At 67.6% G+C, this 24265-nt stretch carries 25 protein-coding genes; 12 read left to right on the top strand and 13 right to left on the bottom strand.

Annotated elements, in window-relative coordinates; genetic code table 11:
* Positions 1–15: 15 nt before the first annotated feature.
* Both AB0B82_RS31905 and AB0B82_RS31900 read right to left on the bottom strand, forming a co-directional pair.
* Positions 16–525, bottom strand: a complete 510-nt coding sequence (locus AB0B82_RS31905; RefSeq protein ID WP_360177050.1) for a DinB family protein — start codon at positions 523–525, stop codon at positions 16–18.
* Positions 522–1313 (bottom strand): helix-turn-helix transcriptional regulator, encoded by a 792-nt coding sequence (locus tag AB0B82_RS31900; protein ID WP_360177047.1) that lies wholly within the window; start codon positions 1311–1313, stop codon positions 522–524. The genes AB0B82_RS31905 and AB0B82_RS31900 overlap by 4 nt, the downstream gene beginning before the upstream one ends.
* Before the next feature lie 113 nt (positions 1314–1426).
* On the opposite strand from AB0B82_RS31900, the gene AB0B82_RS31895 reads away from it, so the two are divergent.
* Positions 1427–1789, top strand: a complete 363-nt coding sequence (locus AB0B82_RS31895) for a nuclear transport factor 2 family protein (protein ID WP_360177044.1) — start codon at positions 1427–1429, stop codon at positions 1787–1789.
* Between the two features lie 27 nt (positions 1790–1816).
* Here the strand turns inward: AB0B82_RS31895 and AB0B82_RS31890 are convergent, their stop codons facing one another.
* A complete protein-coding gene (locus AB0B82_RS31890) occupies positions 1817–2650 on the bottom strand; it encodes an aminoglycoside phosphotransferase family protein (protein ID WP_360177041.1) in 834 nt (277 codons plus the stop codon).
* 842 nt (positions 2651–3492) lie between these two features.
* Here AB0B82_RS31890 and AB0B82_RS31885 point away from each other — a divergent pair.
* On the top strand, positions 3493–4245 hold the full coding sequence (locus AB0B82_RS31885; RefSeq protein WP_360177038.1) for a hypothetical protein: 753 nt from the start codon (positions 3493–3495) through the stop codon (positions 4243–4245).
* Between the two features lie 170 nt (positions 4246–4415).
* Here the strand turns inward: AB0B82_RS31885 and AB0B82_RS31880 are convergent, their stop codons facing one another.
* The 3 genes from AB0B82_RS31880 to AB0B82_RS31870 form a co-directional block, all read right to left on the bottom strand.
* Positions 4416–4739, bottom strand: coding sequence for a hypothetical protein (locus AB0B82_RS31880; protein WP_360177035.1), 324 nt, complete (start codon positions 4737–4739; stop codon positions 4416–4418).
* Positions 4736–4918, bottom strand: coding sequence for a hypothetical protein (locus AB0B82_RS31875; RefSeq protein WP_360177032.1), 183 nt, complete (start codon positions 4916–4918; stop codon positions 4736–4738). Before AB0B82_RS31875 ends, AB0B82_RS31880 begins: the two co-directional genes overlap by 4 nt.
* A gap of 264 nt (positions 4919–5182) precedes the next feature.
* Positions 5183–6577 (bottom strand): MFS transporter, encoded by a 1395-nt coding sequence (locus AB0B82_RS31870; protein WP_360177029.1) that lies wholly within the window; start codon positions 6575–6577, stop codon positions 5183–5185.
* Positions 6578–6643: 66 nt separating this feature from the next.
* Between AB0B82_RS31870 and AB0B82_RS31865 the strand changes: the two genes are divergently transcribed.
* Together AB0B82_RS31865 and AB0B82_RS31860 are read left to right on the top strand one after the other, a co-directional pair.
* The gene (locus tag AB0B82_RS31865) at positions 6644–7057 is read left to right on the top strand and encodes a helix-turn-helix domain-containing protein (RefSeq protein WP_360177026.1); all 414 of its coding nucleotides are present in this window, start codon (positions 6644–6646) and stop codon (positions 7055–7057) included.
* A 168-nt stretch (positions 7058–7225) separates the two neighbouring features.
* The gene (locus tag AB0B82_RS31860) at positions 7226–8002 is read left to right on the top strand and encodes a GNAT family N-acetyltransferase (RefSeq protein WP_360177023.1); all 777 of its coding nucleotides are present in this window, start codon (positions 7226–7228) and stop codon (positions 8000–8002) included.
* A gap of 69 nt (positions 8003–8071) precedes the next feature.
* Here AB0B82_RS31860 and AB0B82_RS31855 read toward each other — a convergent pair whose 3' ends face one another.
* The 3 genes from AB0B82_RS31855 to AB0B82_RS31845 all read right to left on the bottom strand — a co-directional run bounded on the left by AB0B82_RS31855 (position 8072) and on the right by AB0B82_RS31845 (position 12838).
* On the bottom strand, positions 8072–10489 hold the full coding sequence (locus tag AB0B82_RS31855; protein ID WP_360177020.1) for a Tex family protein: 2418 nt from the start codon (positions 10487–10489) through the stop codon (positions 8072–8074).
* Positions 10490–10678: 189 nt separating this feature from the next.
* Complete coding sequence (locus AB0B82_RS31850; protein ID WP_360177017.1) at positions 10679–12160, bottom strand: DHA2 family efflux MFS transporter permease subunit; 1482 nt, start codon at positions 12158–12160, stop codon at positions 10679–10681.
* A 60-nt stretch (positions 12161–12220) separates the two neighbouring features.
* Positions 12221–12838 carry a DUF624 domain-containing protein gene (locus AB0B82_RS31845; protein ID WP_360177014.1) on the bottom strand — a complete coding sequence of 206 codons (618 nt, stop codon included), beginning with the start codon at positions 12836–12838 and terminating at the stop codon, positions 12221–12223.
* A 76-nt stretch (positions 12839–12914) separates the two neighbouring features.
* Here AB0B82_RS31845 and AB0B82_RS31840 point away from each other — a divergent pair, with 76 nt between their 5' ends.
* From AB0B82_RS31840 to AB0B82_RS31805, 8 genes are all read left to right on the top strand, one after another.
* Positions 12915–13970, top strand: a complete 1056-nt coding sequence (locus AB0B82_RS31840; protein ID WP_360177011.1) for a substrate-binding domain-containing protein — start codon at positions 12915–12917, stop codon at positions 13968–13970.
* A 34-nt stretch (positions 13971–14004) separates the two neighbouring features.
* Positions 14005–14409 carry a hypothetical protein gene (locus AB0B82_RS31835; protein ID WP_360177008.1) on the top strand — a complete coding sequence of 135 codons (405 nt, stop codon included), beginning with the start codon at positions 14005–14007 and terminating at the stop codon, positions 14407–14409.
* On the top strand, positions 14406–15674 hold the full coding sequence (locus AB0B82_RS31830) for a hypothetical protein (protein WP_360177005.1): 1269 nt from the start codon (positions 14406–14408) through the stop codon (positions 15672–15674). Before AB0B82_RS31835 ends, AB0B82_RS31830 begins: the two co-directional genes overlap by 4 nt.
* 583 nt (positions 15675–16257) lie before the next feature.
* Entirely contained in the window at positions 16258–17532 is a 1275-nt protein-coding gene (locus tag AB0B82_RS31825; protein ID WP_360177002.1) for an extracellular solute-binding protein, read from the top strand.
* Positions 17529–18467 (top strand): sugar ABC transporter permease, encoded by a 939-nt coding sequence (locus tag AB0B82_RS31820; protein ID WP_360176999.1) that lies wholly within the window; start codon positions 17529–17531, stop codon positions 18465–18467. The genes AB0B82_RS31825 and AB0B82_RS31820 overlap by 4 nt, the downstream gene beginning before the upstream one ends.
* Positions 18460–19362, top strand: a complete 903-nt coding sequence (locus tag AB0B82_RS31815) for a carbohydrate ABC transporter permease (protein WP_360176996.1) — start codon at positions 18460–18462, stop codon at positions 19360–19362. Before AB0B82_RS31820 ends, AB0B82_RS31815 begins: the two co-directional genes overlap by 8 nt.
* A 257-nt stretch (positions 19363–19619) precedes the next feature.
* On the top strand, positions 19620–19838 hold the full coding sequence (locus tag AB0B82_RS31810; protein WP_360176993.1) for a hypothetical protein: 219 nt from the start codon (positions 19620–19622) through the stop codon (positions 19836–19838).
* 273 nt (positions 19839–20111) lie between these two features.
* Positions 20112–20915: a nitroreductase/quinone reductase family protein gene (locus AB0B82_RS31805; RefSeq protein WP_360177053.1), complete on the top strand. Its 804-nt coding sequence runs from the start codon at positions 20112–20114 to the stop codon at positions 20913–20915.
* A gap of 12 nt (positions 20916–20927) precedes the next feature.
* Here the strand turns inward: AB0B82_RS31805 and AB0B82_RS31800 are convergent, their stop codons facing one another.
* The 4 genes from AB0B82_RS31800 to AB0B82_RS31785 all read right to left on the bottom strand — a co-directional run.
* A complete protein-coding gene (locus tag AB0B82_RS31800) occupies positions 20928–21686 on the bottom strand; it encodes a class I SAM-dependent methyltransferase (RefSeq protein WP_360176990.1) in 759 nt (252 codons plus the stop codon).
* 60 nt (positions 21687–21746) lie between these two features.
* Complete coding sequence (locus AB0B82_RS31795) at positions 21747–22193, bottom strand: SgcJ/EcaC family oxidoreductase (protein ID WP_360176987.1); 447 nt, start codon at positions 22191–22193, stop codon at positions 21747–21749.
* Positions 22194–22269: 76 nt separating this feature from the next.
* Positions 22270–22764: a hypothetical protein gene (locus tag AB0B82_RS31790; protein WP_360176984.1), complete on the bottom strand. Its 495-nt coding sequence runs from the start codon at positions 22762–22764 to the stop codon at positions 22270–22272.
* A gap of 608 nt (positions 22765–23372) precedes the next feature.
* A partial coding sequence (locus tag AB0B82_RS31785) for a hypothetical protein (RefSeq protein WP_360176981.1) occupies positions 23373–24265 on the bottom strand: 893 nt, incomplete at its 5' end.

Genomic DNA, 24265 nt, shown 5'->3' with positions numbered 1-24265 from the left:
TTGGGCCCGTCCGTCCTACTCGCCGGTGGCACCGTCGATCAGCTCGCGGGCCACGTCCAGATGGCCCGCGTGCCGCGCGTACTCCTGCAGTACGTGGAAGAGGATCCAGTTCAGCGTCGGCCGGTCGTCGGTCCCGAAACGGCCACCGGCCGGCGCGATCGTCGCCGGGTCGGCCCCGGTCACCACGCTTCGGGTGAACTCCGCGCCAGCCTGCAGCTGGGCCAGCAATCCCTCGAGCGTCTCGTCCGCGCCGACCTCCCACCGACCGTCCGGACCGTCGCCGGAATCGCCCCACGGGTGCTCGACCTGTTCGGCGGTGAATCCCCAGCGCAGCCAGCGGCGCTCCATGTGCACAAGGTGTTTGAGCAACTCCAGCGGCGACCAGCCCGACGGCAGCCGGGTCGCTCGCAGGTCGGACTCGCTGAGCCCGGCCAGCTTCGACTCGACGGTCGCGCGGTAGAAGTCGAGGTACGCCAGGTGCAGCTCGATCGTGTCGGCGAGCTCGTGCGACGGTTCGTCCTTCATCGGGACCTCAGGTAGTCGGCGGTGACTTCGTCGGCGGGGTAGAAGGACTCGATCATCAGCTCGGACACCGTGACGTCGAGCGGCGTACCGAAGGTCGCGATGGTCGTCAGCAACGAGAGCTCGTGCCCGTCGTGGGTGAGCTCGAACGGTACGACGACCTCGGTCGGCGCGGGTGGTGCCGGCTTGTCGTCGGCGGCGTACCGGCGCAGCTCGTCGTACAGGTCCTGGAGTTCGGGGTCGGCGGTGCCGGCGACCTGGCGCTGCAGGCCGGCCAGCGCGGCCGCGCGGACCTCGGCGATGTTGCGGATCCGCCGCGCCAGCCCGTCCGGGTGCAGGGTCAGCCGGAGCGCGTTGATCGGTGCCTGGAGCAACTTCTCGTCGACGTCGGCGGTGAACAGCGCGACGCCGGCGTTCGACTCGACGATGTTCCACCAGCGGTCGACGACGAGCGCCGGGTACGGTTCGTGGGCCGTCAGCAGGCGGCGCAGCGTCGTACGGATCGCGAGCATCGACGGCGAGTGCAGCGACGCCTCGCTGTAGATCGGCGCGAACCCGGCGGCCAGCAGCAGCTGGTTGCGGTCGCGCAGCGGGACGTCGAGCTGGTCGGCGAGCCGCAGCACCATCTCCCGGCTCGGTTTCGAGCGACCGGTCTCGACGAAACTCACATGCCGGGTGGACACCTCGACCCGGTTCGCCAGCTCGAGCTGACTGAGTCGCCGGCGCTCCCGCCACGCGCGCAGGAGCTCACCCACCGGGCGCTGGAACGTCTCCTCGATCGTCACTGCCATGCTCCGACCGTAGCGGTCGCCGGCGACAAAGCCATGACCTGTGAGGTCATCGACCGTACGCCGGGGCGGGCGGCAAGGTTCTGGTCGTCAACACGAACCGAGGAGGAAACACCATGAACGCAACCGCTCTCGCCGACCAGTACTTCGCCCTGTGGAACGCCGCCGACGCCGACCGGCGGGCGGAGCTGCTCGCGGATCACTGGACCGCGGACGCGACATTCCAGGACCCGAGCTTCGACGCCGCCGGTCACGACGAGCTGAACAAGCTGATCGGCGCGACGCAGCAGATGTTCCCGGGACTCCGGTTCGCCCGGATCGGCGACATCAACGAGCACCACGGGTACCTGCGCTGGAGCTGGCACCTGGGCGCCGAGGGCCAGGAGCCGGTCGCGGGCGGCACCGACATCGTCGTCCTCAGCTCCGACGACAAGATCCAGAAGCTGATCGGCTTCCACGACTTCGCGCCGGCGCACTGACCGTCCGCTGCACAGGCTTCGACCGCGTCATCCCGACAGTGCGGTGAACAACCGGTCGCAGCGGACCGGATCCTCGGTGAGGCCGGCCGACAGGCCCCACAGCCAGTAGTCGACGGTCCGCCAGATCACCCAGTCGCGGGCACGATCCCGGTCCAGTGCGGCTTCGCCGACAGCGATGTCGAAGTACCGGACGATGTCCGGCATCTCGTCGAGGCGGGTCCACAGGACGCGGGCGAGGTCGAACTCGATGTCGCCGCGGTACAGGACCGGATCGACCGTCAACCACTCCTCACGCGTGCCCGCGAGGACCTGGTCCGAGTGGAAGTCGCCGTTCACCGCGAGCGTGGAGCTGGACTCCGACAGCCTCGGCGCGATGCCGAGGGCTGCCTGCAGAACGCCGGCCGGAAACGGCCGGCCCAGCCGGACCCACTCTGCCTCGATCCCGGCGGCCCGCTCTTTCACGAGATCCGCGGTCGACGGTGCGTCATCCGGCCCCGGTACGGCGAGGCGCCGCATCAATCGTCCGAGTACTGCGACTGCCTCGTCGACCGGGCGATCCGCCAACGGCGTCGACAACCGCTCCAGCAACAGCGCACCGGCGTCGACGTCCACGTCGTACACCTCGACCATCCCGCGTCCGGCCCACCAGCGCAGTGCCCAGGCCTGTTCCGCGACTTCGGCTCCCGGCGGTGACATGCGCAGCACGAATTCCTCGGCACCGCGTGCGACCGGTACGACGACGGCGTTCGATCCGTGTGCAACCGCTCCCACGACGGTCAGCTGCCAGCGGGCGCACTGCCGATCTACCGCGGCCGGCAGCTCGCGCAACCAGTCCGCCCCCTCGGTCCACCACCGGGGCATCCGCAAGAAACTTTCCGGAACCTCAATCACCCCAGCAACCTAACCCCCAACCCCAGCCCTCCGCCCGCCAAGCACCCCGGGCGGAGGGCTGGGGTTGGCTGCACTGGCGGGCTGTTTGATTGCTGGCGAGTTGTTTGACGGCAGCAGCGAAACATCCGGCTAGATGATTGATGCACGGCCTGGTCTGGATTCGGTGGTCGTAGTGATGGAGCCGAGGAGGTTCGGGCATGTGGCGCGTGTCAGGTCGACAGGACGTGTCCCGTGCCAGGGGTCGCGGCTGAGCGTAAATCAACCCGAACACACCCGCTCCGCACCACACGAACTGTCGAGCGTGCACACCTTCGGGCCGTGCATCGATCATCTAGTGGAGGTCTCGGCTGAGCGGCCGACGGACAGTCGGCGGACGGTCGTCGGGAGGAGTGGGGCCGGAGCCGGGCGGGTGTGTTCTGGGAGGGACACACCCGCCGGGCCGGTCGTTCTCCCGCCCCTCAGTGGGAGAACTCGCGGCTCGGTGAACACCACCCATGCCCGAATGGCACTGACCGAACCGCGGGACCACCTAGAGGTACCCCATATCGCGGCGCAGCACACACTCCGGCACGCGTATCGGACGGAAAACTTCACGTTCCTCAAACCTGCGGCCGGTGGTCGCTGACCTGGCAGCCGCTTAGGCTGTCGGCGATTTTCGCGTACCAGGGGTCGGTGCGCGGGGGCCCAGGGGGAGGAACTGACGATGCCGGACGGGTTCGACGACGAGCTGACCGAGGACGTGCTGGACGTGTTGGAGGCGCTCGGTGCGGCCGACGACGCCGACCTGATCCTCGGTACCACCGGGCTGAAAGATGCCTGAGGCAAGGATTTCCTGGCGCGGCTGCACGCTGAATCGGCGGACCGTGGCGATGGTCGAGGCGGCCGAGCGGCTGTACCGGTCGAAGTTCGCGATCCTGCAGGGTTCGTACAACGCCGGCGGTGTGGCGGCCTCGGCCGGTACCCACGACGGCGGCGGCGCGGTCGACATCGACGTACGGACGAAGAGCGCGGCACAACGCCTCGCCGTGGTGCGGGCCATGCGGCAGGTCGGATTCGCGGCCTGGTTGCGGACGCCGGCGCAGGGCAACTGGCCGTACCACGTGCACGCGATCGCGATCGGCGACAAGGACCTGTCCCGCGGCGCGGCGGTTCAGGTCGCGGAGTACCGCCGCAAGCGCAACGGGCTGGCGAACCGTGGCCAGGACGACGGGCCGCCCGGGTACTACGGGATGACGTGGGAGCTGTACCAGCAGGCGCATCCGCCGAAAGAGCCGGTACCGGACTCGACGATCTCGCTGGCGGCGATGGAGTACGCGCGCACGCACGACGCGATGACCGGTGAGTGGGGTGCGGATCGGGCCCGGGTGATCGCCTGGGCGGCGCATCCGCGGGTCGGCGCGATCACGAAGGCGGAGACGGTGCCGCCCGCCGGTGTGCCGTGGCATCTGCACTTCCAGCGGGTGATCCGCAAGGTGCAACAACACTTCAAGCTCGAGGTGACCGGGATCTTCGACGCTGCGGTCGCTTCGGTGCTGCAGCGCTACGGCTACACGATCGTCGCCTGACCGGGTCCTCAGCAGCAGGCTCGACCATCGCCAAGGCCCCACCGGTAGCAGCCGGTGGGGCCTTGATGGTCCACTACCGCCCGGGCATTCCCAGTGCAGCTGTGGAGGTGGAGAGCGGAACCGACGCCGATGCAGGGGTCAAGACGTCAGCTCCGCTTGCCTGTGTGGAGTTATCTCGAGTCCGCGGCCCAGACCGTGGCCTGGTGGAACTCGAGGTGCTGCCGCAACGCCGTCGTACTGCCGGCGCGGTCGCCGAAACCCAGGTGGTTCATCGTCGGTACGACGACCGCGTGGACGTCGGACCGCTTCACCTCGTTGAGCAGTGCGTGGAACGCCGCGGACTCGGCCGCATCGCGCTCGGTGTAGACGGTGCCGAGGGTGTATCCCTCGGCGCTGGCGAAGGCGATCAGGGAATCGGTCGCCGCGGCCAGCTCCTCCGCGCAGCTCAGCGCGTCGGCCCGCACGTACCCGAGCAGCGTCGGCCGGGTGGTCATCGCTCGGCTTCCACCCGCACCGGCTCGCTCGTCACCCGGAGGGAGGCGAACCGCCGGCGCATGGCTTGTTCGTACTGCTCTGCCTGCTCCGCCAGGGCGGTGTGATCCGCGATGGTGTGAGCGCCGAACCAAACCCGCACCCGACGGTGCGTTGCGGGGGTTTCCAACGTCTCGGTCATCGCGGTTCCTCAGACAGTCTCGGTCTTACCCCGGACGGCTTTGTCCGGCGTCGAGATAAAGAACACCTCATCCGCAGCCACCTTCGGAACAGTTTCGTAGGGACCTTTACAGAGGCCTAACGCAGCGTAGGGAATCCCTACGAACGTGCAGGTCAACGCCCTCTGCGACCCGCCGTCGGCACCCTCGGAAAGGGCTCTTCGACAATGCCTCTCGCTATTTATGGATAACGAATCGGCAGCGCGTTCTAGTCCAGCCTTTAATAGCTATGACGTCCTACTAACCCTGTGCATCCGGCTGATCACCGATCGATGCCCGCCGCTCACCACAACGCCGAGTACGGCGCCTGCCAGCGGCACCATCAGACCGTTGCGGAACCCTTCGACGGAGTAGTCACCCACCGCGGTCAGTACCGCCGCGACGACAGCCAGCCCGAGCGCGGCCCCGAACTGGAACGACGTCGTCAGAATGCCGCTCGCCAGCCCCTGCTCGTGTTCGGCGACCTGCTCGGTCGCCACGATCGTCAGCGGCCCGTACGCCAGCGCGAAGGCGAGCCCGATCAGCACGAAGGACGGCAGGATCGCGGCGAAGGTCGCGCCCAACGGCAGGAAGGCCGCGAACCCGAACGCGGCGAACACGAATCCGCCGAAGATGACGCGCGCGTTGCCGAAGCGTTGCACGAGCCGGGGCGTGAGGGTCGGCGCGAGGATGGCGTCGATACCCATGATCATCATCGCCAGCCCGGTCTTGATCTCGGACCACTGCCGGTACTCCTGCAGATACAGCACCGCGACGAACTGGAAGCCGATGAACGATCCGACCAGCAGGACTGCGCCGACGTTCGCGCGGACCAGCGGCGCGCTCCGCAGCAGCCCGAGCCGGACGAGAGGTGCGGCTACGCGCTGCTCGATCAGCACGAAGGCCGCTAGGAGGACGAGTCCGCCGGCGCCGGTGAGCAGCGTTTGGACGGACGGTACGTCGGGTGCGCGGACGACCGTGGCGACGAGCAGCAACATCGCACCGGTCAGTGTCAGCGCGCCGAAGACGTCGACGCCCTCCCGACGGTCCACGCTCGGGGTGTCGCGCGGGATCAGCACGATCGCCGCGGCCAGGATCGCCGCCGCCACGATCACCGGCGCGAAGAACACCCAGCGCCAGTCGATGCTCGTGAGCAGTCCGCCCGTCACCATTCCGAGTGAGAAGCCGCCGGCCGCCGTTCCGGCGTACACGAGCAGGGCCTTGGTGCGCTGTGGGCCCTCGGGGTAGGTGGTGGTGATGATCGACAGCCCGGCCGGTGTCATGAACGCAGCGGCGACGCCGGTGACGAACCGGGCCAGGATCAGCACCCAGCCCTCGGTCGCGAAGCCGCCGAGGCCGCTGAACAGCAGGAACACTGCCAGCCAGCCGACGAACATCCGGCGCCGCCCGAGCAGGTCCGCGGCGCGGCCGCCGAGCAGGACGAACCCGCCGTAGCTGAGCGCGTAGCCGCTGCCGATCCACTGCAGTTCGCCGGTGGTCAGGCCGAGCTCGGCCCGGATGGAGGGCAGCGCGACGCCCATCATCGAGATGTCGATGCCCTCTAGGAAGATCGCGCCGCAGAGCACGAAGAGAACGGCCCAGGCGCGCCCGGTCAGGCGCTCCTGGGCGACGGTTGACGCCACGAATGACTCCTTCGATTCACAGTTACCTCTTGTAACTGACCTCATCATCCGGAACCATGAGCAGTTGTGGAAGAAGGCACTTCAGAGGTACCGAGGCACTCCGACTGCACCGACGACGCGTGCCAGTGGGACCACCGCGAGGACTGCGAGGTCCGGCAGATCCTGGACCGGATCGGCGACAAGTGGTCGATGCTGGTGATCGCGCTGCTGGACAACCGGTGCATGCGGTTCACCGAACTGCGGAAGACGATCGACGGCATCAGTCAGCGGATGCTCACCGTGACACTGCGCCAACTGGAACGCGACGGCCTGGTCCGCCGGACGGTGCACCCGGTCGTGCCGCCGCGCGTCGACTACGAGCTCACTCCGCTGGGCGTCACCCTGCACGCCACCGTCCAGTCCCTCGTCACCTGGACCGAAACCCACCAGACCGAGATCGCCGCGGCCCGCGCGCGGTACGACGCCCTCAACCCCGCGTAAAGCTCGCCGGATGCCGCGGCACGACGGTCAAGGTCAGCGGCGCGGCGAGGACGGCGAGTGCCGCCAGGAGATTGAGTGCCGCCAGGAGGTTGAGTGTCGCCGGCAGCCCCAGCGCTCTGTCGCATAACTGGTTCGCGGGGTGGATCGTGAGGCCGTAGGGTCCACGGCATGGGTATCGGGGCGCGGATCGCGCGGTCACAGGTGGACGGTCTGGCGAGGTCGCGGCGGCAGATCGTCGCGGGGCCGTTGGTGGGGATGCTGCACGATCAGGACGCGTGGTACCTGTCGACGATGGTCGCGGCCGAGCCCGGGAAAGCCTTCCTGGCCGAGGAAGTCGCGCCGGCGCTCGCCGTGATCCGGCAGGCGTTCGCCGCGGAGGACCGCTGGCTGAGCGCCGAACTCGTCGACGAGGCGAACCCCGGCCTGGCCGAGGAGCTCGAGGCCAACGGGATGACGTTGGTGTCTCGGCTGCCGCTGCTCGTGGTCGAGCAAGACGGCCTGCTCGTCCCCGAACTGCCCGACGATGTGACCGTGCGAGTGGTCGCCTCGGACGACGACCAGAAGGCGGCGAATGCCGTAGCGGCGGACGCCTTCGAATCGGACGGCATGGACATCGCGTTCAAGCCGGACCCAGTCGACGGCGGTGCGGTTCTCGTGTACGCCGACGACGTACCGGCCGCGACCGCTGCATGGACGGCCGTGGCGGATCAGGTCACAGAGGTCGCCGGGGTCGGGACGATCCACACGCACCGGCGGCGCGGGCTCGGTGGCATCGCGACGGCGTACGCGACCTTGAAGGCCTTTGAGCTCGGCGGAGCGACGCTCGCGTGGCTGACGCCTGGTGACGACGGCGCCGATCGCGTGTACCGGCGGCTGGGTTATGCGCCGAAGGCAACGGCCGTCCACCTCGGCGACCCCGGCGGCCACCTCGCCGACCTGCGCTAGGGCTGCAGCACGCGGGATGTGCGCGGGGCATGATTGCCCGGGGCGCGAGCGTGCACCCCGGGCGTCAGGTCAGCGGACGGTGAAGCCGGCCTTGCGGAACGCGTCGGCGAGCGAGGTCTCGTCCATGGGAGTGTCGGCCTGCCGGCCCTTGTTGTTGCCGCCGTTGCGGCTGTTCTGACCGGCCGGACCACGCCCCTGGCCGCCGCCTGGGCCGCGACCTTGACCGCCGCCCGGGCCACGGCCTTGACCGCCGCCGGGTCCGCGGTTCTGCGCGCCGCGACCGCCCTGGCCGCCGGCCTGCCGGCCGCCGGACCCGACCTCGTCGTCGAGGCGCAGGGTGAGCGAGATCCGGTTCCGCGGGATGTCGACCTCGAGCACCTTCACCATCACGATGTCGCCCGGCTTGACCACCTCGCGCGGGTCCTTCACGAAGTTCTTCGACAGCGCGGACACGTGCGCGAGCCCGTCCTGGTGCACGCCGATGTCGATGAACGCACCGAATGCGGCCACGTTGGTGACCTGACCTTCCAGCCGCATCCCCGGCTTGAGGTCCGCGATCTTGTCCACACCCTCGGCGAACACCGCGGTCTTGAACGCCGGCCGCGGGTCACGGCCCGGCTTCTCCAGCTCGGCCAGGATGTCGTTCACGGTCGGCAGACCGAACATGTCGTCGACGAAGTCCGCCGCGTTCAGCCGCTTCAGCTCGGGTGATCCGATCAGCGACTTCAGCTCGATACCGGTCGCGTCGAGGATCCGCCGTACGACGGGGTACGCCTCCGGGTGCACGCTGGACGCGTCGAGCGGGTCGTCGCCGTCGGGAATCCGGAGGAAGCCGGCCGCCTGCTCGAACGCCTTCGGGCCGAGTCGCGGTACCTCCTTCAGCGCCGTGCGCGACGTGAACGGTCCGTTGACGTCGCGGTGCTGGACGATGTTGTCCGCGAGACCGGGCGTGATCCCGGAGACCCGGGTGAGAAGCGGCGCGGACGCGGTGTTCAGGTCGACGCCGACCGCGTTCACACAGTCCTCGACGACCGCGTCGAGCGAGCGGGACAGCGAGTTCTCCGGGAGGTCGTGCTGGTACTGGCCGACGCCGATCGACTTCGGATCGATCTTCACCAGCTCGGCCAGCGGGTCCTGCAGGCGGCGCGCGATCGAGACCGCGCCGCGCAGCGAGACGTCCATGTCGGGCAGCTCCTGCGAGGCGAACGCCGACGCCGAGTACACCGACGCGCCCGCTTCGGACACGACCGCCTTGGTGAGCTTCAGCTCCGGGTGCTTGGCGATCAGCTCGGCGGCCAGCTTGTCGGTCTCGCGCGACGCCGTGCCGTTGCCGATGGCAATCAGCTCGACGTTGTGCGCGGCCGCCAGCGCGGCCAGCGTGGCGATCGACTTGTCCCACTGGTTCTGCGGGACGTGCGGGTAGATGACGCCGGTGTTGACGACCTTGCCGGTGGCGTCCACGACAGCCACCTTCACGCCGGTCCGGAAGCCCGGGTCGAGGCCCATCGTGGCGCGGGCGCCGGCCGGAGCGGCCAGCAGCAGGTCGCGCAGGTTGGCCGCGAACACCCGGATCGCCTCCTCCTCGGCGATCTGCCGCAACCGCATCCGCAGGTCGATGCCGAGATGCACCAGGATCTTCGTCCGCCAGGCCCAGCGGACCGTCTCCACCAGCCATTTGTCGCCCGGGCGGCCCTGGTTCTCGATGCCGGCCTTGCGGGCGATGGCGGTCTCGTACTCGGTCGGGCCGTCGACCTCGACACCCGCCGGCAGCGGCTCGACGGTCAACTGCAGCACGTCCTCCTTCTCGCCGCGGAACAGCGCCAGGATTCGGTGCGAGGGCATCTTCGTGAACGGCTCGTCGAAGTCGAAGTAGTCCGAGAACTTGGCGCCGTCGGTCTCCTTGCCCTCGCGCACGGTCGAGGCCAGCCGGCCCTGCTCCCACAGCCGCTCGCGCAGCTCGCCGATCAGGTCGGCGTCCTCGGCGAACCGCTCGACCAGGATCGCCCGGGCGCCGTCGAGCGCCGACTGCGGATCCGGGACCTCCGCGTTGACGAACACGGCCGCGGCGGCCAGCGGCTCGACGGTCGGGTCGGAGAGCAGACCGTCGGCGAGCGGCTCGAGACCGTTCTCCCGGGCGATCATCGCCTTGGTCCGGCGCTTCGGCTTGAACGGCAGGTAGATGTCCTCGAGCCGGGACTTGGTGTCCGCGGCCAGGATCTGTGCCTTCAGCGCGTCATCGAGCTTGCCCTGGCTCTCGATCGACTCCAGCACGGTCTGCCGGCGCTCTTCGAGCTCCCGCAGATACCTCAGGCGTTCCTCGAGGGTTCGGAGCTGAGCATCGTCCAGCGCCCCGGTGACCTCTTTGCGGTACCGCGCGATGAACGGGACCGTCGAGCCCTCGTCGAGCAGCGCCACCGCTGCCCGTACCTGGTTCTCACCGACTCCCAGCTCCTCGGCGATCCGCTGCTCGATCGACTGCACCACCACTGTCCGTTCCCCTCTACGTCCACCAACCGCCGAGCATTCTGCCCCGGCCAGGCTCCATATCCTTCCCCATCCCACCCCCCACACCGAAACCCGTCCCACCGGCACCTGTGGACAACTTCGCGCCAGGTCGTTCCCAGCAGCGCGAACTCCCCGCGGCCGGGGTGCGCCGCGGGGAGTTCGGTGGACGGATCAGGCAGCTTCGAGCAGTACGTCGTCCTCGGCGGCGACCGCTTCGGCCTTCGCCGGCCGCATGACGGTGACCGCGATCGCGACGGCGGCCGCGACGATGGCGGCGGCGACCGCGAACGAGAAGTGGTAGCCGTCGGTCAGGGCGTCGAGGGCGGGCTTGGCGTCCGCGACCGCGGCGGTGCGGGTGGCGGACAGCGTGGCCAGGACGGCCAGGCCGAGCGCGGCGCCGACCTCGGCGGTGGTGCCGATCAGCCCGGAGGCCAGGCCGGCGTCCTCGGGCTTCACGTCGGCCATCGACAGACCCATCAGCGCCGGGAAGCAGACGCCGCCACCCAGACCGAGCAGCATCAGCACGGGCAGGATGTGGACGACATAGTTGCCGTTGACCGGCGCCTGGGTGAACAAGGCCAGTCCGACCACGATCAGCGACAGTCCGGCGATCAGCGGGCGGCGCGGTCCGAAGCGCATCACCAGCTTCTCGGAGTACTTCACCGACAGCAGCCCCATGACCAGCGTGGTCGGCAGGAACGCCAGTCCGATCTCCAGAGCGTCGTACCCGAGCACACGCTGCAGGTACAGCGAGCCGAGGAAGAAGATGCCGAACATCCCGGAGCTGGACAGCGCCTGGATCAGGTTCGCGCCGGTCAGCGTGCGGGAGCGGAAGATCCGCAGGGGCACCAGCGGGTTGGCGGCGGTCGCTTCACGGGCGATGAACCCGGCCAGCAGCACCAGCGTCGCCGCGGTCAGGACCAGCGTTTGCGGAGCGGTCCAGCCGAGCTCAGCGGCCGGCTTCACGATCGTGAACACGCCGACCATCAGCGCCGCGGTGATCAGCACGGCGCCCGGTACGTCGGTGCCCTTGCCGATGCCCAGTCCCTTGTCCTTCTCGATCAGCTTGACGGCCAGTGCGACAGTCAGCACGCCGATCGGAAGGTTGATGAAGAAGATCCAGTGCCAATTGATCGCCTGCGTCAGGAGGCCGCCGGTGAGCAGGCCGATCGATCCGCCGGCGGACGCGACGAACGCGTACATGCCGATCGCCTTCGCCTGCTCACGCGGCTCGGGGAACAGCGTCACGATCATGCCCAGGATCACCGCGGAGGTCAGCGCCCCGCCGACGCCCTGGACGAACCGGGCGATCACAAGCACCTCCTGCGACCCGGCCAGACCGCACAGCATGGAGGCGGCGGTGAAAACGATCAGTCCGGCGGTGAAGACGTTCCTGCGGCCGAGAAGGTCGCCGAGGCGCCCGGCCAGCAGCAGGAGGCCGCCGAAGGCGATCAGGTAGGCGTTCACGACCCACGCGAGCGAGGAGCTCGTGAAGCCCAGGTCGTCCTGGATGGCCGGCAGCGCCACGTTCACCACGGTCACGTCGAGCACGATCATCAACATGCCCGCACAGAGGGTGTAGAGCGCCAGCCAGCGCGAGCGGCCGCCCTGCGCGGCCGGCGTAGTCGCCAGGGTGTCGGTCGTCGCGTACATTCCGGTTCTCCTTGCAGTCCGTCGTAGTGGCCTTACACCTCTACGTCGAACCCGGAGTGCTCAGATTGACACGTCTTCCGAGGTTCTTTCGCGACGTGGCCGCGACAGCGCGTACGCGGTGAGTGCCGGGACCAGTCCGGACCCCACGAGCAGCAGCGTGGGGACCTGTGACGCCAGTGCGAACCAGGTGAGCAGTACGACGACCCCGCCGGCCACCGGGAGCGGCCGGCGCAGCAGGAACAGGTTGGCGGACCGGAACAGCTCCTTGAAGGTGGCGTCCTGCGGCGCCGCAGGCAGAATCGCCAGGCCGCTCAGGTAGATCCCCAAGATCATTCCGGTCAGTGGAATGAGCACCGCGAGCGCGAAGATCCGCACCGGTCCCTCGGCGTACGCCCAGAACGACAGGCCGAACGCCAGCAGCACCCCGCCGGTCCACAGCCCGAACCCGGGCAGCCAGTACCGCTTCATGGCCCGCCCGAACTCGCCGAAGAACCGCCGCAGCAGCTTCGGCTTCTCCTGGCTGATCGCGTCCGGCACCAGCCGCTGCAGCGCGAACGCGGCCGGGAAGACCGTCAGGATGCCCAGGCTGATCACCACGAACACCAGTTGCAGCATCAGCAGGTCGCCGACGACCGCGAGCTTGGACAGCACGGTGTTCGTCCGGCCGGGGTTCTGCACCGATCGCCTCCTCGTTCCGTACGGGCGGGTCCTGATCGTATGATCACGAACAATCACGGACAGACCAGGGGACTGCATGCTTGCACAGGAGCGCCACGAGCTGATCCTGCGGAGCCTGCGCAGGCACGGCCGGCTCCGCGTCGCGGATCTGGTCGCGGAGCTCGGCGTGTCCGCGATCACAGTACGCCGGGATCTGGCCGAACTGGATTCCTTGGGACTGCTACGCCGCGTGCACGGCGGCGCGATCGGTACCGCGACCGCCGATCAGGGCACGCACGGCAGCCGGTTGACGATCGGCATCGTCGTACCGAGCGCGACGGCGTACTACTCCGACGTGATCCGCGGCGCCGAGGCGATGGCCGACAAGTACGGCGCGCGCCTGGTGCTGGGCGTCTCCGGGTACGACGCGACCACCGAGCGCGAACGCCTCGACAAGGTGCTCGGCATCGGCGTCGCGGGCCTGCTGCTCAGCACCGCGCTCGGCGACGGCGACGTCGACCGGCTGGATCGCCGGCTCGACGACATCGACGTACCGACCGTGCTGTTGGAGCGTTCGTTCGGGTTCCCCGACGTGGCCCGCGAGTTCGACCACGTCCGCACCGACCACGCGTACGGCGCGATGCTCGCGCTGCGGCACTTCGTCGCGCTCGGGCATCGCCGGATCGCGATCAACCTGCAGGCCACGGTCACGGCGTACTGGCTGCGCCGCGGCATCGAGTCGGCCGCGAAGGCGCTCGGCGTCGAGGTGTTCCTCTCCCCGGTCGACCTGCCGATGCGCGGCGACGACCCCGGCGCGGTCACTCAGCTGGACGCGTTCCTCGCCGAGTGCGAGTCGTTCGGCAGCCGCGCCGTCCTGGTGCATTCCGACGAGCACGGCGCCCGCCTGGTCGAGCGCGCGATGGAGCTCGGCCTGCGCGTCCCCGAGGACCTCGCCGTGATCGCCTACAACGACGTCACCGCCGCCCTCGCCGTCGTCCCGCTCACCGCCGTCTGCCCGCCCCGGCGCGCGCTCGGCGAAACCGCCTGCGACCTCCTCCTCCGCAAACTCCAGACTCCGAGCCTCCCCACCCAGCACCTCAGCCTCCTCCCCACCCTCAACATCCGCACCTCGTGTGGCGCGGCCGACAGGTAGATTCGGTACTCCGCCCCGGGAGTCTGGAGGACGTATGGAGTACGCCGAGTTCGAGGTCGAGTACCGCAAGGTCTACGAGGCCTTCCTCAGCGGCCGGCGTGACTTGGCCGCCGACTTCGCCCGCCTCCACACCCTGGCCGCCCAGATCGGCGACGAAGACGACCGCGAAGACGCCCTGCTGGAACTGACCGGCCTGGAATCCAGCGCCGCGCGGGACCCCGAGGAACCTCCCTCGGCGATCATCATGCAGGCCCGGGAGGTCTACGCCGAAGCCTCTCGCCAGGACGGGACCGACGCCGAACGCCTGGCTCGCGCGGAGGCCGGCATCCAGGCGCTGATGGCCATCGAGAGTGGCACCGAGGAGGAACACAGCGCGATCGGCGCCATGGAACACACGCTCCGCATGCTGGCTGACGCTCTGCGTCTCCATACGCGATGAAGGTCACCAACTTCCGCGAGCTGATGCGTGAGCAGGCCAATGCGGCCGTGCGCGTCTCGGGCGCGCACCACTCGTCCTGGAATGGGAGGTTCGGGGCGCCGATCGCGGAATCGAGCAGGACCGGCGGTACGGCGAACTGGAATCACACGATCTCCTACAACCCGCGCCATGTGGACCAGCCGCTGCAGGACATGTTCCGCAACAACCGCGTGCACAACCAGGACCGCACCGACCTGCGCCGATACCGGGACGCGGTGCGGGTCGTCCTGCACGAGAACACCCACATGCTCACGTCCGAAGGCCGCGAGCATGCGCAGGCAGAGCATGCGTTCAGTCGGCAACCAGGGGTACGCGCGCTCGAAGAGGGCGTCACTGAGATCTACTCGCATCAAGCGCTGAACGACTACATCGACGACCTGGGCATCGACCAGGTCGCGCCGGGCATCAAGGACGTCCGGTCCGGGATGGTCTACCCGGAGTACACGCCCGCGGTGGAGGGCCTGGCCGACACGGTCGGACAGAAGTCGGGAATGTCCCGCGAGGAGGTCATCGGGCGGCTCGCCGTCGTGCCGGCCGACCAGAAGTTCATGGTTGCCGCGGCGGCGATGTACGACAACAGCCGCCTGGCTGGGATGATCCCGGAAGACCAACGCGACCAGGCGGTCGCTCAGATCGCTGAGGCAATGCGCACCGAATACGGCCGGATCGACAACCTTCCGAAATCAGCCAGCGCCGAAACCCGCTACGCCGTCGGCCGGCAGGCTGCCATCGAGGGCTCGAAGGCCATGAGCCACCTGCGCAAACAGTGGCAAATGCCGTCCCCCAGCCAACAAGTCCAACGAGACCAGGGCGCCGAACAAACCCGCACCACCCAACCCCGAACCGCCGAAGCCCAGGTTGCCCCCCAGCCCCAGCCGCAGCGTGGTGGGCCGCAGCTGCAGCCAGGCCAGCAGCCCCAGCCAGGCCAGCAGCCCCAGCCAGGCCAGGCCGCCCAGCCTCAGCGCGGCGATGCACAATCCCAGCGTGGTGACGCGGCGCGGGCGACTGCGGGATCGCCGGCGGCTCAGGCTTCGTCGGGGCGGGCTGGTCCGGCGGGCCAAGGGACTCCGGAGTTGCCACCGGACATCGCAGCAGCGGCCCGGGCAGGGTTCTCAGGACCGCCGCTGTCATCGGCTGCACGCCTGAGCCCGGACCGCCAGGGCGCCCGCCGCCCCACCGGCACCACTCCAGCAGCCCAACGCCAAGGCCCCGAAACCCAACGCTGACCATCGCCCATCCGCGACGCCAACCACAAGCCCACCTTGTGCACCACATCCGTAAGAAAACGGCCGCGGCGTACGGATTCCATGCACAAAGTGGACTCGAACCAGTCGCCGCCGATGGTCCGACCCGCCTGCGGGCGTGTTCGGCGGGCCAGCGGGAGGCGGACATGCAGTACGACGGCTTTGATGCGGCCGGCGCGTGCTCGAGGGCGCTCCGCGGCTTCGTGATCAGGCGCTGTCCGCCGAGCTCGAGCGGTTGCGCGGGCTCGCGTCCGAGCTCGCGGACCCCACGGATCGGCGTGACGCCGAGGACGAGCTCGCGAGCCTCGCCGAGCCCACTTTGTGCACCACATCCGCAAGAAAACGGCCTCGCCGTACGGATCTCGTGCACAAAGTGGGCCGAAGGAGCCTGCGCTGCGGGTTCGACAGCCCTCAGAGGAGGGGCGGATGATCGGTCGGTTTCCGTTGGTGATCGATTGTGATCGTTCGAGCGCTGAGGTATTGACGAGGAAAGCCCTTTCCCATACTTTCGCTGCACTTAGGGGTCGTGGGCCCCGGCTGAACCTGTCAGCGAAGGAGTTCCCCTGTGAGACGTGGTGTGGGACTGACCCTGCTGGCCACTGCGCTCAGCGTGGTGGTCAGTGGTTGTGGCAGCGGGGTGATCGACAAGAGTACGGACGGCGTACCACCGGCCGAGGCGACCGGGACGCTGCGGGTGCTGCTGCCGTCCTACCCGCCCAGTGCGAAGGGCAAGGCGGAGTTCCAGAAGGTGGTCGACGAGTTCCACAAGACCTATCCGAAGATGAAGGTCGAGCCGGACTTCGCGACGTACAAGAACCTGAACGAAAAGATGTCCACGTCGATCGCGGCCGGTATCCCGTACGACGTGATGGTGACCGGTGTCGGCTGGGTGCAGCCGTTCGCGTCGAAGCGGATCTTCGAGGACCTCGGCAAGTACGGCGTGACGCCCGAGGTGATCAAGGACAAGAGCATCGAGGCGCTGATCCCGGCGGCGTCGTACGACGGGAACCTGTACGCGTACCCGCTGCTCGCCGACGCCCGCGCGGTCGCGCTGCGCAAGAGCGCGTTCGTCGAGGCGGGGCTGGACCCGAGCAAACCGCCGAAGTCGCTGGACGAGCTCAAGGTGGCCGCCGAGAAGCTGACCAAGCGGGACAAGGACGGCAACATCACCCGCAGCGGCTTCGACCTGGCGTCGGCGTCCGGCTTCCGGCAGTCCTTCGTCACGTTCCTGGCCTCGACCGGTACGCCGCTGTACGTCGACGGCGAGCCGAACTTCGACAACCAGAAGGGCCTCGACACGCTGCTCTGGATCAAGTCGATGATCAACAACGTGCAGCCGTACGGGCAGACGAACGCCGCGCAGCAGCCGCTGGTGCTGACCGGCGAGGCCGCGATGGGCATCGTCAACGGTGGTGTCGACTGCTCCGACGAGGGCATCGGTCAGAAGAACTGCGACGACCTGGAGTTCTTCCGCTTCGACAGCGGCCAGGAGATCGAGTACGTCGGCGGTGACCTGGCGTCGATCGGATCGCGCGCGCGGCACAAGGACGCCGCCTGGACCTTCATTCAGACGCTGACCACGAAGTCGTCGCTGGACGCGCTGGCCAAGCTGAACAAGAAGATCCCGGCGTACCAGGACGCGAGCAACTCGCCGCAGGCGAAGTCGAACCCGCTGAGCCAGTTCGTCGCCGACGGGCTGAAGTACGCGGTCAACGAGAACGAAGTACCGGGCAACTGGCTCGAAATGCGTGGCAACTTCGACATCCAGCTCACCCAGGCGGTCCTCGGTCAGAAGGATCCCGCGAAGGTGCTGCACAACCTGGCAGGGCAGTCACGATGAGCACAACACTGGAACGTCCCGCGGTCACCGCACCGCGCAAGGTTGCCCCGGCCAAGGACAGCCGCGCGCTGATCCGCGGTCAGGCCCGCGCCGGCTGGGCCCTGATCGCGCCCGCGCTGCTGCACTCCGGCGTCTTCATCGTGATCCCGGTGATCGCGGTGCTGGTGCTCAGCCTGAACGACTACAGCTTCGGTGACACCTGGTCCTGGGTCGGTCTCGGCAACTACGCCGACCTGTTCCGCGACGTCGACTTCCTGGCGTCGCTGTGGCACACGGTGCTGTACGCAATCGTGGTGATCCCGATCTCGATGGCGATCTCGCTTGCGGTCGCGATCGGCCTGAACCAGAAGATCAAGGGCCTCGGCTTCTTCCGGACGGCGTACTACATCCCGACCGTCACCGCGACCGTCGCGGTCGCCACCATCTGGCTGTGGATCTACAACCCGGGCTCGGGTCTCGCGAACGGCTTCCTGAGCTTGTTCGGGTTCGCCCCGAACCGCTGGCTGGCAGACCCGGCCACCGCGCTGCCGTCGCTGATGGTGGTCGGTATCTGGCAGGGCCTCGGGACCAAGATCATCATCTATCTGGCCGCGTTGCAGGGCGTCTCGCGAGACCTCGTCGAGTCGGCCCAGCTCGACGGTGCGGGTCGCTGGCAGCGGTTCGTCAACGTGACCTGGCCGGCCATCGGGCCGGTTCAGTTCTTCGTCCTGATCACGTCGATCGTCGGTACCTTCCAGGTGTTCGACCTGGTGTACGTGATGACGCAGGGCGGCCCCGGCTCGGAGACCCGCGTGCTGGTGATGGACATCTACCAGAACGCGTTCCAGGACCTGAAACTCGGCTACGCGTCCGCCGAGACCGTGATCATGATGATCGTGATCGCGCTGTTCATCGGCGTCGGGCGCCTGCTCCAGAAGGCGGATGTCAATGACTAGCGCAACCCTGCCGGCGCCGGCCGCGAGCCGGCCGTCCGCGCTCCGGCCCGGCCGGATCCTGCTGTACGTCGTCCTCACGGTCGGCGCGATCCTGATGATCACGCCGTTCCTGTGGATGCTGCTGACCGCGTTCAAGAGCAACCTGGAGATCGCGAAGTTCAGCTGGCTGCCGTCGGAGCTGCGGTGGCGGAACTTCGTCGAGGCGATGCAGACGGCGCCGTTCCTGCGGTACTTCCGCAACAGCCTGTTCATCGCGGTCGGTGAAACCGCGTTCACGCTGGCGGTCTGTACGACGGCCGGATACGCGCTGGCGAAGCTGCCGTTGCGCGGCGGCAAGGCGCTGTTGAACTACTTCATCGTGCTGCTGCTGGTGCCGTTCCAGATCATCCTGGTGCCGCTGTTTCTGATCGTGAAGTCGATCCCGCTGTTCGGTGGCAACAACATCATCGGCCAGGGCGGCATCGGCTGGCTGAACTCGTGGTGGGGCCTGATCATCCCGCTCGGCGCGGCGCCGCTGTTCACATTCCTGGCGCGGCAGTTCTACGTCACGCTGCCGGACCAGCTCGCGCAGGCCGCGCGGGTCGACGGGCTCGGCGAGTTCGGCATCTTCTGGCGGATCATGACGCCGCTGATCAAGCCGGCGCTGATCACGATCGCGGTGTTCCAGATCGAGGCGGCCTGGAACGGGTTCCTCTGGCCGCTGATGATCACCACGTCGGACGAGCTGCGGCCGCTGCAGCTCGGGCTGGCGATCTTCTCCCAGAACCCGGCGGAGATCCAGTGGCCGTACCTGATGGCCGGTACGGCGCTCGCGACGCTGCCGATGATCGTGCTGTTCGTGTTCGCGCAGAAGCGGTTCGTCGAAGGAATGGCGAACGTGGGCATCAAGGGCTGACCTGCCCGAGATCCTCGAGCAGGTGCTCACCCCGCCCCGGGTGAGCACCTGCGAGGCCCCCCACATGCGGTGGTCCCGAAGAAACACCGGAGCTTCCCGGCAAGTCCCCCCTCCCGGGTCGCTCACCCCTTTAATCGGAGCAGTCCGAGCCTCGTTACAGCATTTCGTGAGAATTTCTCGCCGCCGCCGAATCCACGTCGAATTACCTCACGCACCGCACCTGGCACACGACGGCCGGTAGATACCAGACTGTCTTGATGCCGACTCTCTTCGTCGATCTGGAAACCACCAGCGTCCGCGAACCCTGGCTCCCCGGCGGCCGCCGGATCTGGCAGCTGGCCGTGATCCGTCGCGAGGACGACGGCCGCGAGACGCCGTACAACCGGTTCGTCCGGATCGACGAACTGGACCTCTCGACGGCAGCCAGTTGCTCGGCCGGACGAACCTGCCGCCGACCGCCGACGTGGGGGAGATGACGGCACTGATCGGTGTCGATCAGCGGTCGTACGCGATCCACGACGCGCTGGCCGACGCCTATTTCGTCCGGGACGTGTACGACGCGGTGCGGGCCGGCTGATGTCTGTTGGACGTGGCCGTCCGTCCGGGTAGCATCGCCGACGTGACTGCCGGGTCGGCCTTGCGCCGTTCACGAGACGGGTCCCCGGCTGCGTTCTGAGCGCCGCGCGGGCCCCGCCCGCTGCTCTGTGTTGTCGAAATGCCATTTGTCCTGACATCACAGAGAGAAGCGAATCCTGAACGATTTCACCGAACAGCTGATCAAGGAGTTCCGGGCCAACCGCGGAAAGGTCGGCGGCCCCTTCGAGAACTCCCGGTTGTTGCTACTGACAACCACTGGCGCGCGGACCGGCGCGCCGCGTACCGTCCTGCTCGGGTACTACCCGGACGGCGACCGCATCCTCGTCGTCGGCTCCGCGGGCGGCAGCCCGAAGCACCCGGACTGGTATCACAACCTCGTCGCGAACCCCGAAGTACACATCGACCTGGGCCTCTTCGACTACCAGGCCACAGCCGTCGTACTGCGGGGCGCCGAGCGGGACGAGGTGTTCGACCGACTGGTCGAAGCCGACCGTGGCTGGGGTGAGTACCAGCAACGCACGACGCGGACGATTCCGGTCGTGGCGCTCGTCCAGCAGCCCGGTCCGCCACCCCATGCCGGCGGTTCCTTCGCTGAGGCGCTGAGGACCATCCACACGGCCTTCCGGCGCGAGTTGGCGTTGATCCGGCACGAGGTCGCCACGTCGGGCACGCTGGGCGCCCAGCTCCGCATCAACTGCCTGACCGTGTGCCAGGGACTGCACTTCCACCACACCGGCGAGTCGACGATGCTGTTCCCCGCACTGGTCGAGCAGCATCCCGAACTCGCGGACGTGGTCGCCGTACTGCAGGCGCAGCACGACCAGATCGCCGTACTGCTGGAAGCACTCAAGCGACTGGTCGGTGCTCCGGACGTACTGGCGCAGGTCGACGAGCTGATCGCTCAGCTCAACGCCCACCTCGACCGGGAGGAGGCCGAGCTCCTGCCTTATCTATAGAGGCTTCTGTACCTACAGGGGCTTCTGGGCCAGCAGTGCGTAGGAGTTGGGGAGCCTGCCGGACCACGCTGCTGCGTTCGTGTCGTCCTGCGGCCGCCAGAAGGGTTCGGCGTACTCCTCGAGCACCTGCAACTGCAGGCCGGCCTGGCTGATCGCAGTGACGATCTGACCGAGCGTCCACTGCCACTCCTGAGCGCCGTTGGCCGGGTACGTGTCGTTCATGTGGGACTGCGCGAAGTAGCTCCGGTCCGGCCGGATCCGCGGCTCGTCCTCGTCCCACGTCCACAGCGGTACGGCCGGGTGCGCCTCGTACACAAAGAGGTGTCCACCTGGCCGTACTACCCGCGCCACGTCCCGCGCCCAGGCGTCGATGTCGCGCATCCAGATCAGCGCGCCCTTGCCGGTGTACACGAGGTCCGCCGACGCGTCGTCGAGCGGTACGCCGGGCACCTCGGAGACGATGTACCGGCAGTCGACACCCAACTCGTCAGCCCGCCGCTGCGCCGCATCGACAGCCACCGTGCTGTAGTCGACACCCACGACATGGGCGGCACCAGCTTTCACCAGTGCGATGTCGTCAAGGCCGTGGCCACTCTGGAAGTGCGCTACAACCGGCCTATCCGCCAGCAGCGGCGCAAGGAGTTCTCGCTCCCGTGGGAAGAGCTGTGTGTCCGCATCTCGTGCTGACGCCAGGAGCTCGTCGTACTCCCTGATGTGCTTTTGAGAGGCCCGTTCCCAAGCCACCCGATTACTGGCCACCACGTGATCCATGCCCCTAGTCAGCCCGAGGTGCGCGCGCCAAGCAACCGGATTACCACGCACCGTGTCGCATCAACTCGTGCCGAAGACCGGCCTGTTTCCCGCCTCTGCGTCCACTTCGTCGTCGGGTGCGCCCATGTTCTGGGCGGCAGTCAGCAGCCATCGCCCGTCCTCCTTGGCCAGCACCCACAACGGCGTACCGACGTCCACGCCGTCGGCGCCTCGATAGATCTGCCGCAGCTTGATCGCGGCGACGTCCTCCCGGATGAACACGATGTGTTCCAGTTCGAACTCGAGCGTCATCCCGGCCATCCCACCGGGCAGCACCTGCCGGGTGAACGCCCCGATCGCCTCCACCCCGAAGAACCGGCGGCCCCCGCCGGTCGTCCACATCGCGTCGTCCCGGAACACACTCAGAAACTCGTCCGGCGACTCGTTGTTCGTCGCATGCTCGACCGTCTTGACGACCGCCATGATCGCTGCGACCTCAACGTCTCGCCCCTGCGCGTCAATCTCCATGCATGCCACCCTGATACCTCAAGCAATATTGAGGTCAAGGGGTGACCGTTCAGAGGCTCGCACGGCCCCTCTCGGTCTACTCGGTGTCGCCGCGAGCAAGTACCTCGATCACGTCGTTGGAATGGGTGAGCGGCAGCCTGCTGCCCTCGAGTTCGATCCGCGAGTTGGTCTCGGGATGGATCAATTCGAGCACTCTGACGTTCACTCGCTGGTGGACCTTCACTTCCAGGCCTGCCCGCAAGACCTTGAAGACCATCGCGCCGGGTTCCTTGCTGCGCGATCGGCCCTCGAAGCCGTACACCCCGTCGGCGGTCACTCCGACCAGCATGAACTCGGGCATTCCATGAGCGGCCGCGTTCGCGCGCATGCCGCCGATCCCGCCCGCGACATCACCGACGGCCTCACCGACCGAACCGCCGATTTCGCCCAAGCTGTCGCCCACCAAACCGCCGGCGAACAGCGAGCCGGTCTGGCCGCGGGGATTGAACTGGCCCGCGGCGATCACCCGATCACTGATCCCGTCGCGAGTCAGAGCCTGCTGAACCACGCGCTCCATCGTCTCCTCGGACATCGCCCCTCCCCGGCGCTCGGAGGTCCCTCTGGACTACCAGGCTCGCAGCTATGACCCAAGATCGACAGAACACCGAACGAGCAGACGCCGCGGCCCACGTCCCCGGGCGACAGAACTGGACAGAACGACTCCGGGGCGGCCCCAGATCTGGGGCCGCCCCGGCTGTTGTCCGTCCTCCAGGACCCGAAACCGTCTCTGATGACCTGCGGCTTCTTCACTCTGGAGAGTGGCGGAGGATACGAGATTCGAACTCGTGAGGGGTTGCCCCCAACACGCTTTCCAAGACCGTCATCTGAAATTCGGTGGTGGTCGCGTGCCCTCGTTCAGGCGTGGAGTTCCTGCCCGGCGGACTGTCGCGGACAGTGTTGGACGATCGCGGATGAGACCCACTTTGAGACCCTCTCGCGGTCGCCATGACCATCATGTTTCAGCCGCTCTTCTGCTGGAACATAGGGGCTGTCGGAGCCGGGCTGAGTTGGCAGCAGCCGACTCCCCGGTGGGACACCTGGGACATCGGACAACGGGCGCTGTCCCAGGTGTTCGTGCAGGTCAGGAGCACTCTGGGACAGTGGGACATCTGGGACACGACCCCCACCGACTCGGGGTACTCACTGATCCTTGAGTAGCTCGGTTGCACGGTGCGCTATGAAGCGCTCAATAACGCGCCGAGCCAGCCGAAGAGCGTTGAGACGTACCTCCTCCGAGGCGTAGGTGTTAGCCCCGTGCCGTCGTGCGATCGCGAGCTTTTCCAGCTCTCGTATCTCCTCTTCCTTGATATCAAGCGTCTCTTTGAGATCCGTCCATGATTGCCGTCGAGCGGCCGCGACATCCGATGTTCCCTCGGGCAAGAACCACTGCCTAATGCTCTCGATTGCTCGATAACAGAGCCATACGGTTTCACCAGGAAATTCAATCGCGGTGCGTACGTCGGCCAGTGCGAATCGGACTAGGGGCTCGCAGATGGCCGCGTCAACGAACGGGCCGAGCTGTTCAGAGGACACTCTATATTCTGGCTCTTGGGTTTCAGGTAACAGATCTGGCCAGCGTCCTTCTTTTAGGATGAGCTGATTTCCATCTATAACCATTGAGAGTGTTTCGGCCCGCAGGGGCGTTGCCATCCAAAACCCCAGAGAATCAAGACATCCCTGAATGATTTCCTCGACTTGATTCAGCGATGTTCTCAGATCGTCCGGCTTGTCGCCCCGAATGAACACATTGAACTGACCTTGTCGGACTACTACCTCGCAATCGAGGGTGCCGTTTAGGTTGAAGGTGAAGGGGCGCTCGAACATCCAGCCAAGCTTGGTCGGATGTACCAGACCTGTTGCGACCGCTACCATCTGTGGCCGCTCGTCCGCATCGGCTCGCGTCGAGTCATCGGGTGGATTACCCGTGCTACCTGTCATCTGACCTGACTCGTGCCACTTGACGGCGATTTCGGGTCCGGGCTTCTGTTTGTGCTGGTCAGTGGCTCGCGGGCGGGCGGGTTGACACACCCCGC

Source organism: Kribbella sp. NPDC048915 (assembly GCF_040649595.1).
Taxonomy (GTDB): domain Bacteria; phylum Actinomycetota; class Actinomycetes; order Propionibacteriales; family Kribbellaceae; genus Kribbella.
This window is presented reverse-complemented; position numbering and strand designations above follow the sequence as displayed.

What these genes read in the sequence shown, in the direction of transcription:
- AB0B82_RS31905 (WP_360177050.1), bottom strand. Translation starts at nt 525, where the DNA reads ATGAAGGACGAACCGTCGCACGAGCTCGCCGACACGATCGAGCTGCAC.
- AB0B82_RS31900 (WP_360177047.1), bottom strand. Translation starts at nt 1,313, where the DNA reads ATGGCAGTGACGATCGAGGAGACGTTCCAGCGCCCGGTGGGTGAGCTC.
- AB0B82_RS31895 (WP_360177044.1), top strand. Translation starts at nt 1,427, where the DNA reads ATGAACGCAACCGCTCTCGCCGACCAGTACTTCGCCCTGTGGAACGCC.
- AB0B82_RS31890 (WP_360177041.1), bottom strand. Translation starts at nt 2,650, where the DNA reads ATGCCCCGGTGGTGGACCGAGGGGGCGGACTGGTTGCGCGAGCTGCCG.
- AB0B82_RS31885 (WP_360177038.1), top strand. Translation starts at nt 3,493, where the DNA reads ATGCCTGAGGCAAGGATTTCCTGGCGCGGCTGCACGCTGAATCGGCGG.
- AB0B82_RS31880 (WP_360177035.1), bottom strand. Translation starts at nt 4,739, where the DNA reads ATGACCACCCGGCCGACGCTGCTCGGGTACGTGCGGGCCGACGCGCTG.
- AB0B82_RS31875 (WP_360177032.1), bottom strand. Translation starts at nt 4,918, where the DNA reads ATGACCGAGACGTTGGAAACCCCCGCAACGCACCGTCGGGTGCGGGTT.
- AB0B82_RS31860 (WP_360177023.1), top strand. Translation starts at nt 7,226, where the DNA reads ATGGGTATCGGGGCGCGGATCGCGCGGTCACAGGTGGACGGTCTGGCG.
- AB0B82_RS31850 (WP_360177017.1), bottom strand. Translation starts at nt 12,160, where the DNA reads ATGTACGCGACGACCGACACCCTGGCGACTACGCCGGCCGCGCAGGGC.
- AB0B82_RS31840 (WP_360177011.1), top strand. Translation starts at nt 12,915, where the DNA reads ATGCTTGCACAGGAGCGCCACGAGCTGATCCTGCGGAGCCTGCGCAGG.
- AB0B82_RS31835 (WP_360177008.1), top strand. Translation starts at nt 14,005, where the DNA reads ATGGAGTACGCCGAGTTCGAGGTCGAGTACCGCAAGGTCTACGAGGCC.
- AB0B82_RS31830 (WP_360177005.1), top strand. Translation starts at nt 14,406, where the DNA reads ATGAAGGTCACCAACTTCCGCGAGCTGATGCGTGAGCAGGCCAATGCG.
- AB0B82_RS31820 (WP_360176999.1), top strand. Translation starts at nt 17,529, where the DNA reads ATGAGCACAACACTGGAACGTCCCGCGGTCACCGCACCGCGCAAGGTT.
- AB0B82_RS31815 (WP_360176996.1), top strand. Translation starts at nt 18,460, where the DNA reads ATGACTAGCGCAACCCTGCCGGCGCCGGCCGCGAGCCGGCCGTCCGCG.
- AB0B82_RS31810 (WP_360176993.1), top strand. Translation starts at nt 19,620, where the DNA reads ATGCCGACTCTCTTCGTCGATCTGGAAACCACCAGCGTCCGCGAACCC.
- AB0B82_RS31800 (WP_360176990.1), bottom strand. Translation starts at nt 21,686, where the DNA reads ATGGATCACGTGGTGGCCAGTAATCGGGTGGCTTGGGAACGGGCCTCT.
- AB0B82_RS31795 (WP_360176987.1), bottom strand. Translation starts at nt 22,193, where the DNA reads ATGGAGATTGACGCGCAGGGGCGAGACGTTGAGGTCGCAGCGATCATG.
- AB0B82_RS31790 (WP_360176984.1), bottom strand. Translation starts at nt 22,764, where the DNA reads ATGTCCGAGGAGACGATGGAGCGCGTGGTTCAGCAGGCTCTGACTCGC.